Origin of the sequence: Kitasatospora sp. NPDC089509, assembly GCF_044749365.1 — a bacterium.
GTDB lineage: Bacteria > Actinomycetota > Actinomycetes > Streptomycetales > Streptomycetaceae > Kitasatospora.
This window is the reverse complement of sequence record NZ_JBIVHS010000012.1, coordinates 106,563-116,850: the sequence shown is the minus strand read 5'-3', so window position 1 is coordinate 116,850 and position 10,288 is coordinate 106,563. Positions and strand designations below refer to the sequence as shown.

Annotated in this window: 9 protein-coding genes; 5 read left to right on the top strand and 4 right to left on the bottom strand. The window is 75.9% G+C overall.

Translation table 11 applies throughout. The features are described 5' to 3' along the window. Positions 1 to 7: 7 nt before the first annotated feature. A complete protein-coding gene (locus tag ACIP4P_RS24640) occupies positions 8 to 145 on the bottom strand; it encodes a hypothetical protein (RefSeq protein ID WP_350515144.1) in 138 nt (45 codons plus the stop codon). 296 nt (positions 146 to 441) lie between these two features. On the opposite strand from ACIP4P_RS24640, the gene ACIP4P_RS24635 reads away from it, so the two are divergent. Further along, the gene (locus ACIP4P_RS24635; protein ID WP_400921762.1) at positions 442 to 3,633 is read left to right on the top strand and encodes a BTAD domain-containing putative transcriptional regulator; all 3,192 of its coding nucleotides are present in this window, start codon (positions 442 to 444) and stop codon (positions 3,631 to 3,633) included. Between the two features lie 11 nt (positions 3,634 to 3,644). Here the strand turns inward: ACIP4P_RS24635 and ACIP4P_RS24630 are convergent, their stop codons facing one another. From ACIP4P_RS24630 to ACIP4P_RS24620, 3 genes are all read right to left on the bottom strand, one after another. Next, positions 3,645 to 3,881, bottom strand: coding sequence for a hypothetical protein (locus ACIP4P_RS24630; RefSeq protein WP_400921760.1), 237 nt, complete (start codon positions 3,879 to 3,881; stop codon positions 3,645 to 3,647). A gap of 151 nt (positions 3,882 to 4,032) precedes the next feature. After that, a complete protein-coding gene (locus tag ACIP4P_RS24625) occupies positions 4,033 to 5,061 on the bottom strand; it encodes a phosphotransferase family protein (protein WP_400921758.1) in 1,029 nt (342 codons plus the stop codon). A gap of 117 nt (positions 5,062 to 5,178) precedes the next feature. Continuing rightward, positions 5,179 to 5,508, bottom strand: a complete 330-nt coding sequence (locus ACIP4P_RS24620; RefSeq protein ID WP_400921756.1) for an alkylmercury lyase — start codon at positions 5,506 to 5,508, stop codon at positions 5,179 to 5,181. A gap of 81 nt (positions 5,509 to 5,589) precedes the next feature. On the opposite strand from ACIP4P_RS24620, the gene ACIP4P_RS24615 reads away from it, so the two are divergent. The 4 genes from ACIP4P_RS24615 to ACIP4P_RS24600 all read left to right on the top strand — a co-directional run bounded on the left by ACIP4P_RS24615 (position 5,590) and on the right by ACIP4P_RS24600 (position 10,239). After that, positions 5,590 to 5,988 carry a heavy metal-responsive transcriptional regulator gene (locus ACIP4P_RS24615; protein WP_400921754.1) on the top strand — a complete coding sequence of 133 codons (399 nt, stop codon included), beginning with the start codon at positions 5,590 to 5,592 and terminating at the stop codon, positions 5,986 to 5,988. A gap of 103 nt (positions 5,989 to 6,091) precedes the next feature. Further along, the gene (locus tag ACIP4P_RS24610) at positions 6,092 to 7,252 is read left to right on the top strand and encodes a PQQ-binding-like beta-propeller repeat protein (protein WP_400921752.1); all 1,161 of its coding nucleotides are present in this window, start codon (positions 6,092 to 6,094) and stop codon (positions 7,250 to 7,252) included. A gap of 145 nt (positions 7,253 to 7,397) precedes the next feature. Continuing rightward, entirely contained in the window at positions 7,398 to 8,792 is a 1,395-nt protein-coding gene (locus ACIP4P_RS24605; protein WP_400921750.1) for an alpha/beta fold hydrolase, read from the top strand. Between the two features lie 109 nt (positions 8,793 to 8,901). Further along, entirely contained in the window at positions 8,902 to 10,239 is a 1,338-nt protein-coding gene (locus ACIP4P_RS24600; RefSeq protein ID WP_400921749.1) for a hypothetical protein, read from the top strand. Positions 10,240 to 10,288: the final 49 nt, after the last annotated feature.

Here is a 10,288-nt window from a genome sequence, read left to right as displayed (position 1 = left end):
CTGTGGGTCAGTCGCAGCAGCGCGAGTTGCGGGTCGAGTTGCAGGAGTACGGCCAGGAGGCGGCGACGGCCGCGTTCTGCGCCTCGGTCTCCTCCTGGGCCGGGGCGTTGATCTCCAGGACGTCGAGCTCAAGGATGTCGTTCATGGCGAACCACCTTTCAGGGGATCCAGCGGATTGTCGTCGGGAAGGGCGGGCCGCCGATGTTCCGTAGGCTCCGTGGCCCTTCCGACACCAGGAACACTAGGCAGGACCGATCAACACCCGATCGACCGAAGGTCAACGCCCGAGCGACGCCGATCGACGCCCGATCAACGCGGCCGCACCGAGAGCGCCCCGGATGTGCGAAGGACTCGGCAGCGAGCAGTTCCTCTGCCTAATCTGTGCACCGGACGAACGAAGATCGACAGCCGCGTGACCCGCGGTCGAACGGGGGGCAAGGCGTGGTCGAAGGAGTCGCGGAGCTCGCGTTCTCGGTGCTCGGGCCGATGCGCGGCCGGCGGGACGAGGTGGCGCTGCGGCTCGGCAGCCCGCAGCAGCAGGCGATGCTCGCGGTCCTGCTGCTGCGTCCGGGCGGGGCGGCCGGCGCGGCCGACCTGATCGAGGCACTCTGGGGGGAGGAGCCGCCGCAGGCCGCGACCACCACCGTCCGCACCTACGCCTGGCGGCTGCGCAAGCTGCTGGAACCCGGCCACCGGACGCCCACCGTCCTGGTCTCGCTCGGTGACGGCTACCGGCTGGTGCTGCCCCCGGGGGCGGTGGACGCCCAGGTGGCCGAGCGGCTGGCGGTCCGCGCGGAGGCCGGGGCGGCCGCCGGGAGCCCCGCACAGGCGCGTGAACTGCTCAACCAGGCACTGGAGTTGTGGCAGGGTGAGCCGCTGGCCGGAATCCCCGGCCCGTACGCGCAACGCCAGCGCGACCGGCTCGGGGAGCTGCGGCTCGCGCTGCTGGAGGAACGCCTCGCCCTCGACCTGACGCTCGGCCGGGCGGCCCGCTGCGTGCCCGAGCTGACCGCGCTGACCACCGAACACCCGCTGCGCGAACGGCCGCACGGCCTGCTGATGCGGGCGCTGAGCCGCAGCGGTCGGCAGGCGGACGCGCTGGCGGCGTTCCGGCGGGTGCGCGAGGTGCTGGTGGAGCAACTGGGCGTCGAGCCGGGGCCGGAGCTCGCCGAGCTGCACCGGCGGATCCTGAGCGGGGAGGAGTGCGGGGAGTCCCGGACGGCCGTGGCGGCCGTGCCGGTTGAGCCGGCTGCGGCGGTCGGAGGGGTCGGAGCGGCAGAAGCGGCAGAAGCGGTCGAAGTGGCGCGAGCGGCCGAAGAGCCGCCCGGCGAGGCATCCGGGCGGGCCGAGCCGGCCGCGGCCTCCTTCGGCCCACCCCGTCCGGCCCAACTTCCGCCCGCACCAGGGGACTTCATCGGCCGGGCGGTCCAGGTCGAGGCGATCCGGGCCGCCCTCACCGCCCCCGCCCGGGACGCCCTACCCGTGGTGTCCGTGGTCGGTATGGGCGGCGTCGGCAAGACGGCACTGGCCCTGCACGCCGCCCACGGCGCCCGTTGCGCCTTCCCCGACGGGGAGCTCTACGCCGACCTGCGCGGCGCCGACGCCCAACCGGCCAGCCCCGCCGACGTGCTCGCCGCCTTCCTGGCCGCGCTCGGCACCCGCCCCGAAGCCGTACCGGACAGCACCGCCGACCGCACCGCGCTGTTTCGCTCGCTCACCGACGGACGGCGCCTGCTGGTCGTCCTGGACGACGCCCGCGACACCGCGCAGATCCGCCCGCTGCTGCCCGGCTCACCCGACTGCGGCGCGCTGGTCACCAGCCGCACCCGCCCCAGCAGCCTGCCCACCGCCGTCCAACTGGACCTGGACGTCTTCACCCCGGAGGAGGCCGTCCGGCTGCTCGGCCGGGTGATCGGGGAGCCGCGGTTGGCCGCCGAACCGCAGGCCGCCCATGACCTGGCCGCGGCCTGCGGCCACCTGCCGCTCGCCGTGCGGATCACCGCCGCCCGGCTCGCCGCCCGCCCGCGCTGGACCATCGCCAGCCTCGGCGAGCGGCTCGCCGACGAACAGCGCCGGATCGACGAACTGCGGATGGGGGACCTGGCCGTCGGCGCGGCCTTCGAGCTGGGCTACCGTCAGCTGACTTCGGACCAGGCCCGGGCCTTCCGGCTGGCCGCCTGGGCCGAGGGGCCCGACCTCGGCCTGGACGCCGCCGCGGCCCTGCTGGACCTCGGGCCCGACGAGGCCGAGGAACTGCTGGAGTCGCTGGTCGACGCCGCGATGCTCGACTCGCTCACCGCCGGCCGTTACCGCTACCACGACCTGCTGCGCGGCTTCGCCCGCCGTACCTCGCACGCCCTCGGTGCCGAGGAGGCGGTGGCGGCCCGCGCCCGGCTGCTCGGCCACCTGCTGGCCGGCGCCCGGACGGCCTTCCAGCTCGCGGTGCCGGGCGACCCGGTGGCCGGGGCGCTCGGCCCGGTCCGGTCGATCCTGCCGGGCGCGCGACCGACCGGACCGGACCCGGACGGCGAACCCGTCGCGCGGTCCGCTGACCCGGCACCCGCGGTGGCCGGCGAGCCGGCGGCCGCCGCACCGCAGCCGGTCGGCCATCAGGTCTCGGCGGGGCCCGTGCTCGGGGACCTGTCCGCCGCCCGGGCCTGGGTCCGCGCGGAGGGCCCGGGCGCGATCGCGCTGGCCGGGCGGCTGGCCGGTGAACCGGCCCCGGCCGCCCAACTCCGCCAGGTGACCGACCTGTTGATCGCCCTCAGCCCCTTCGGCCCGGGCGAACTCGGCGACCGACTGGAAGCCTCGGTGCTCGCCCTGATCGGCGCCGCCACCACCGGCGGCGACCGCTTCGCCGAGGGCCGGGCCCGCTTCCTGCTCTGCGGGCTCAGGATCGCCGCCACCCGGCTGGACGAGGCCCGCGCCGAGGCGGAGCTGGCGGAACGGGCCAGCCGCGCGGCCGGGGACACCGTCATCCTGCGCCAGGTGCTCAACGACCTCGGCCTGATCGCCCAGACTCTGCGCCGCAACGAGGAGGCGATCCGCCGTTTCGAGGAGTCGGTCGACCTCGCCCGCCGACTGGGCCACCGCTCCGGCGCGGTGACCGGCACCGTCAACGCCGCGCTCGCCAAGGTCCGGCACGGCCGGGCCGAGGAGGCCGCCGTCACCTGCGAGCAGGTGCTGCCCGAGGTTCGCGCCCTCGGTGACACCGCCGGCACCGCGTACACCCTGTACGTCCTCGGTCTGGCGCTGCACGGTCTCGGCCGGTACCAGGAGGCGGCGGAACGCTTCCGGGAGTGCCGGGCCGTCGCCGCCGCCGCGGGCCGCCGCGACCGGGAGGCGCTGGCGGGCGTACGGCTCGCCGAAGCCCTGCTGGCCCTGGGCCGGCCCGAGCAGGCGGCCGAGGAGGCCCGGACGGCACTGGCCATCACCGTGGAGACCGGCGCCCGCCGCGACCAGGGGTACGCACTGGTCGTCCTGGGCCGCTCGCTCGCCGAACTCGGCCGCCCGGCCGCCTCCCGGGACCGCCTGCACGAGGCGCACGCCATCTTCGAGGGCCTCGGCCTCCCGGACGCCGCCGACGTCGCGACCCTCCTCGGCGAGCTGGTCACCCTGCCCGCCGAGGACTGATCGCGGCCGGGCTACGACCCGTGACGCTTCACGCAGCTGACGCACCAGGCCCCGGTGCCGTTCCACTCGTCGATGTGCTGCCGGCCGCCCGGGCCCGTCACGCCCCCGGCGGTCTGGTGCGTCCCCACCCGCGGGGCGTTCGCCGCCGACGCCGACGCGCCGACCTGCGGCAGGACGACCAGCCCCACGGCGACCGCCAGCGAGGCGAGCCGGGCTGCGATGCGGGTGCTGCTGCGGTGCTTGACCATCCGAGTGCGCCTCTCTACCGACAACTACCGTCTACCGACAACTACCGGGACCGAACACCGAGCCCCCGTCGGGGATTCGGTGGACGGGGCTACGCTCGCACGGTCCGATCAACACAGGATCAACGCCCGGGCAGCTCGGCTGCGGGACCGTTCATCCGGGCCCGCCACCGGCCAGGTCGAGCGCCCGGTTCAGGTTGTACTCGGCGATCCCCGCCATCGTCGCCCGGTCGGGGAAGTCCCCGTCCAACAGCCGCAGCGGCCCCGCCGTCAGCGAGAGCCGCTGCGCCAGCAGGTAGAGCGCGATCCGGTGCCCGTCCAGCCCGGCGGCCGCCAGCGGACGGTAGTCGTCGTGCAGCCGGATCCGCAGGAAGACGTGCTCCCACTCGACGTCGAAGTACATGGTGCCTTCGAGGTCGATCAGGGTCGGCCGCCCGACGGGGTCCACCAGCACGTGGTCCGGCCCCAACTCGCCGTGCACCACGGCGTGTTCGGCGCGCGGGCGCACCGCCGCCGCCAGCTCCGTCAGCCGTTCCTCCAACCGGTCACGGGCCCGTGCGATCCGCGGATCGCGCACCGCCGCCTCGGCGAGGTCCCGCCGGGCCCGGGCCAGCACCACCTCCTCGCACGAGCCGCCGTGCGAACGCCCGCCCGCGTCGACCACCGCCACCTTGCCGTACCCGGGCGCCCGGTGGCCGCGCATCGCCGCCAGGGCCTCACCGAGCCGCTCCAGCACCGGGGCAGCGGCCCGCCGGTCGCGGGCGAGCAGCGCTTCCAGGCTCTCGCCCCGGACGTCCTCGACGACCGCCAGATCGGACGGCCCGTGCACCCCGTCCCGGTCGACCAGCCGGATGGCCGGTACCCGCACGCCCAGCCCGGCCAGCCGGGCGTGCGCGGCCTCGAAGAGGTCCAGTCCGAGACCGGGGGAGAACGGGTCGGCGAGGTCGTCGTCGCCCTCGGCGGCCGGCCAGTAGTTCTCGGCGTCGTCCCAGCGGTAGGCGAACGCCGTCGTGCCGTCGTCCAGCACCAGGCGGTACACGCCCTTCTTGCTGCCGCCCGAGAGCCGCTCCGCCCGCGCCAGCCGCCGACCGCCACCCAGGGCGGCCCGCGCCGCACCCGCCAACTGCTCCCGCACCGCTGCCACTTCGGCCGTCATCCGCCCGTCCCGCCGCTCCGTCGTCATGATCGGGGTACCCTACCCGGCTCCCGGCCCTCGGCCGGTTCCACCGGCTGCCGTCGTCGCCCGCGGGCGCTGATCGGAGAGCTCGGCGACGCGTTGCGCCCGGCCGGCTGACAGCTGCTACTGCTGCTCCGCGGCACGCAGGGCCCCGCGCAGCTGGTCGACGGTGGGCGCCCCGCAGAGCGCGCCGGACGCGTCCCGGAACAGCCGACAGGAGAGGCCCGCCGGTCGGCCGGGCCCGGCGAAGGGGTCGGCGAAGGGGTCGACGCCGTCGATCAACAGCGTCGGCGAGCCGCACATGCCCAGCTCCTCCGCCCGCTCCCCGTCGGTCACCAGGACCTCACGGATCCCCTCCACCGGGCGCCCGAGCCCGGCCAGCGCCTCGTCGAGCCGCCCACGCAGCAGCGGGGCGTTCGGGCAGTCCGGGACCGCCAGGATGGTCAGTTCCACCGTTTCCACGTCCTCTCGTCGCCCCCGCCGTGCACGGTAGACCTTCCAGCGCACTGGAAGGTCAAGTCGTAGCCTGGAGCCATGCGCATCGGAGAGCTCGCCGCCCGGGCGGGGGTGTCGACCAAGGCGGTCCGCTTCTACGAGCAGGCCGGCCTGCTGCCCGCCCCACCCCGCACCCCCGGCGGCTATCGCGACTACCCACCCCGGGCGGCCGACCGGCTCGCCTTCGTCCGCGACGCCCAGGCGGCCGGGCTGACCCTCGGCGAGATCCGCGAGGTCCTGCGGATCCGCGACGACGGGCAGGCGCCCTGCGGGCACGTGACGGCGCTGCTCGCCGACCACCTCCACGCGGTCGAGCAGCGCATCGCGGAGCTCACCCGGGCCCGGGCCGAACTGCTGCGCCTGACCGGGACGGCGGCCGCGACCGACCCGGCCACCTGCACCGAGGACGACATCTGCCGGATCCTGTCGCCCCGTTGACGCCCCTCCCGTACTGCCCGCCAGGACCGGGAACCGGAAGTCCGTGTGCGAAGTCCTGGTCGGTGTGAACACCGACACCACACAGCACGAACCGATCCCGCCCGTGACCGCACCCCGGCTCCACCGCCGGCGGCTGCTGCTGAGCGCTGCCGGAGGCCTCGGCGCGCTCGCCGTGGTGGGCGGGGCCGCCTGGTGGGCGCGCCGGGACGCCGTGCACGGGCCGCGGCTGTGGAGCTCGGCCGGCGCGGGCGGGCGGGTGGTCCTGCCGAGCGGTGCGCAGCGGGGGCTGTTCGCCTCGGGGTACGACGGCACGGTGCGCTCGCTCGATCCGGGCACCGGGGCGGTGCGCTGGAGCCGGGCGGTCAAGGCGGCCCCGCCGGTGAACCGCCTGGACGGCTGGCAGCTGGCCGACTCGGGCGGCTGGCACCTGGCCGCGGGGGACGGCGTGGTGTGCGTGGTCTCCACCGCCGGGATGCAGGTCCTCGACGCCGCCTCGGGGGAGCAGCGCTGGGAGGTGTCGCTGCCGGAGTGGTCCGAGACCCCGGAGACCTCGGGGCCGGTCATCGGCGCGGGCGGCGTGTTCGCGGTCCACGGCGCCGCGCTGCACTGCTACGACGCGGTCGGAGGCGGCCTGCGCTGGAGCAGCGATCCGGAGGCCGTGGCCGTCACGGGGGTGCTGGCGCACGCCGGTGACGCCGTGTACGTGGCCGGCCGGGACGGCGGGCTGCTCGCCCTGGACGCGCGCAGCGGCGCCCGGCTCTGGACCCAGGACGCCGTGGTCGCCCTCGAAGCCCCTCCGGTGATCCACCGGGGGCTCGTCCACCTCGGGTACAGCGGTGGCCAGCCGGACTCCTACACGGCCCTCGCGCTGGACGCGGCCACCGGCCAGGTGCGGTGGCAGCGCCGGTGGCTGCCGGTGGCGGGCCCGCTCGCCGCCGCCGACCGGACGGTGTGCCTGCTCAGCGGGGACCGGCTGATGGCGCTGGACGCGGACACCGGTGACACCCGTTGGACGGCCGGGGTACCGGTGGGCACGGGGCGCGGGATGAGCTCGATGACCGCCGCCGACGGCACCGTCTACGTGGGGACGAACGACGACCGGCTGTTCGCCTTCGACCTGGCGACCGGTCGGCCGCGCTGGCGGGACGAACCGGAGCAGCTCAAGTCCGACACCGAGTACACCAGGGTGTTCCTGACGGCCACCGGTTCGACCGTCTTCTCCGGCAGCCGGGCCGGCCTGCACGCCCTGCGTTCCGCCGTCTGACCCGACGCCGCCCTCCGGGCCGGTGCCGCCGGGTGGTTCGTTTCCGGCCGAGTGCCGTCCGGACGCTCGCCATCGACGTACCCCGGGGCGCAGGCTGCTCCCGTGACCGCGTCCGTCCGGACGCGGCGTGAGCGGGAGGACGAACATGACGAGCACGCGCGGTCGCATCGCCGCCCTGCTGGGCGCCGTCGCGGTGGTCGCCGGCACCACCCTGGCCGGCCCCGCCGCCACGGCGTCGGCCGAAGCACAGCCCGGGCCCGGCGGCGGGATCACCGGGCAGGCCCCCTGCCCGGACGCCCCGGAGTTCACCTGTGGAAGCATCACCGTGCCGCTCGACCACAGCGGCGCCACCCCCGGCACCCTCCAACTCGACGTGGCGACGACCGGCAACGCCGACGCCCCCAAGGGCGACCTGCTGTACCTCACCGGCGGCCCGGGCCAGCCCGGCGTGCCGTCGATCAAGCGGATGGCGGACAAGCTGGCGCCCGTCCTCAAGGACTACCGCCTGGTCATGTACGACCAGCGCGGCACCGGCCGGGGCGCGCTCCAATGCCCGGGCCTCCAGGCGGACATGGGCTCCTCCGACCTCGTCGTGCCGCGCCGGCAGTCGATCACCGACTGTGCCGCCGCCCTCGGCCCGGACGCCCGCCACTACACCACGGCGGACACCGTCGCCGACATCGACCTGCTGCGCCACGCCCTCGGCGACCGGCGGCTCAGTCTGGACGGCGTCTCCTACGGCACCGTGGTCGCCGAGCGGTACGCCTTCACCCACCCGACGCGGGTGGCCCGGCTGGTGCTCGACTCGGTGGCGCCGCCCGGGGGTTTCGACCCGCTCGACCTGGCCGCGATGCCCGCCACCGCCCGGGTGCTGCGGGCCGCCTGCCAGGCCACCGGCTGCACCACCGACCCGGCCGCCGACCTTGCCGCCACGGTGCGGCGGTACGGCGACGGGGCGCAGATCCTGAGCGCGCTCACCGGCTTCGAGTTCATCGACCCGGACTTCGGCGGGTTCCCGGAAGCCCTCCACGAGGCCGCCGCCGGACAGCCCGCGAAGCTCCAGGACCTCTTCGCGCTCGTCCACCAGGTGGTCGACGCCGCGCCCGCCGAGGAACTCAGCCAGGGCCTGCACTCCGCCGCCCTGTGCGCCGACTCGCGCTTCCCGTGGGGCACCGCCGACACCCCCGTCGCGGGCCGCGCGGCCGCGCTGGAGCGCACTCGGCAGCGGCTGACCGCCGAGCAGACCTGGCCGTTCGACCCGGCGACCGCGACCGGGCTGGGCAGCCTCCTGGTCTGCCTGGACTGGCCGCGCGAGCAGGTGCCGCCGGTGCCGTCGCCGCACCACAGACTGCCGGACGTGCCGGTGCTGCTGCTCGGCGGTGACCGGGACCTCGCCACGCCCTACGAACTGCTCTACCAGCAGGCCGAGTTGGCGCACGACCCGGAGATCGTGATCGTGTCCGGGGCGGCCCACTCGGTGCAGAACCGGGCGACGAACCCGGCCGGACGGCAGGCGGTGTACGACTTCCTGCTGAGGTAGTGGGCCGGGCCCTGGCCAGCGGCAACGACCAGCGGAAATCGATTTGCCCGGAGGGCGGTCGGCCGGGGATCATCCTGAGGTCCTGACACCCCCCCGACCCCGGAGACACATGGCCACCGAACTGTCCGAAGCCTGGGAGCTCTACGAGTCCGGCGACTCGCAGGGAGCGATGCGGACGCTGCGCTCCGCCGCGGACCGCCTCCCGCCCGCCGAAGTCGCCCCGCTGGTGGCCAAGTTGGCCAAGGGCGCCGGTTTCCGGGATCTGGCGGAGGCTTCGAGGGCACTGGCGGCCGGGCCCGGGGACGCCGACCGGCTCTACGCGTACGGCTACGCCTGTGTCGAGCGCGGCATCGACGCGGTGGCCGTCCCCGCGCTGCGGGAGGCGCTGCGGCTGGTCCAGGCGCCGCCCGCCGCTCCGGCGCGCACCGGCCTGTTCCGCCGCAAGCCCAAGGCGGAGGCCGGCCGGCAGCTCGGCCTGCGCAAGGTGCTGTTGGAGCTGGTCTCCGCGCTGGAGGGCTGCGAGCGGCACACCGAGGCGCTGGCCGTGCTGCGCGAGCACGACGCCCGGCTCGACGACTGGCCGGACCGCTATCTGACGGTCTACAACGCGCTGATGAGCGGCCGGATACCGCTGGCCCGCGAGGTGTACGGGGCGCTGTCGGCCCCCGAGGACGTCTGGGTGGGCCCGGGTCAGAGGGTCGGCCGGATGCTGGAGCGGGCGGCGGCCCTGCCACCCGTCGACGACCGGGACCTGCGCGGCTGGCACCACGTGCTCACCGGCGGCCTGCTCACCACCCTCTCGCCGCACGGGTTCGACCAGGGCATGACCGGCCGTTGGGCCTACCTCCAGGACGACTTCGAGTACTGCCGGTACGGCCTGGAGCGGCTGCGGACCGTCCTGGCCGCCACCGACCGCAAGCCCGCCTCGGTCGGACTGCTGGCCGACCGGGGCAGCCGGGCCCTCGGGCTGGCGGCGGCCCGGCTGCTGGGCGTGCCGGCCGCGCCGTACCAGCCGGGTGCGCCGGGCGTGCTGGTGGTCGCGTACGACCTGAACGAGTGCGACCCCGCCGTGGTGGCGCAGCTGAACGAGCGGGCGGAGGGCGAGCTCCTCTTCGAGCACGCCACCTGCTGGACCGACCCGCCGGCCGTGACGGCCGACGTCTCCACGCTGTTGGGGCAGATCGTGCACGCCCCGTGGGAGCCCGGCCTGCAGTTCGACGAGGACGGCGAACCGGAGGAGGCCGAGCCCGACGGACGCTCGGCCGAGGAACTCGCCGAGGCGATCCTGGCCGCCGCCCCGACCGCCCCGGAGGGCGACGGCGAGACCCCGGCTGACCCGGACGACATCCTCACGGCCTTCGCCACCCGCGCGGCCGGCTGGCCCGCTGCGGGCCCGCGCGACCGCATCGGCTCGTCCGGCCCGGTCCGGAGCTCCCGCTTCGCGTGACGGCCGGGCTCGACCGGCCCCCGGTGTCCGCAGCCCCCGGCGCCCTCAG

Coding starts and splice junctions, on each gene's coding strand:
- ACIP4P_RS24640 (WP_350515144.1), bottom strand. CDS start 145: ATGAACGACATCCTTGAGCTCGACGTCCTGGAGATCAACGCCCCGGCC.
- ACIP4P_RS24600 (WP_400921749.1), top strand. CDS start 8,902: ATGGCCACCGAACTGTCCGAAGCCTGGGAGCTCTACGAGTCCGGCGAC.
- ACIP4P_RS24615 (WP_400921754.1), top strand. CDS start 5,590: ATGCGCATCGGAGAGCTCGCCGCCCGGGCGGGGGTGTCGACCAAGGCG.
- ACIP4P_RS24625 (WP_400921758.1), bottom strand. CDS start 5,061: ATGACGACGGAGCGGCGGGACGGGCGGATGACGGCCGAAGTGGCAGCG.
- ACIP4P_RS24630 (WP_400921760.1), bottom strand. CDS start 3,881: ATGGTCAAGCACCGCAGCAGCACCCGCATCGCAGCCCGGCTCGCCTCG.
- ACIP4P_RS24605 (WP_400921750.1), top strand. CDS start 7,398: ATGACGAGCACGCGCGGTCGCATCGCCGCCCTGCTGGGCGCCGTCGCG.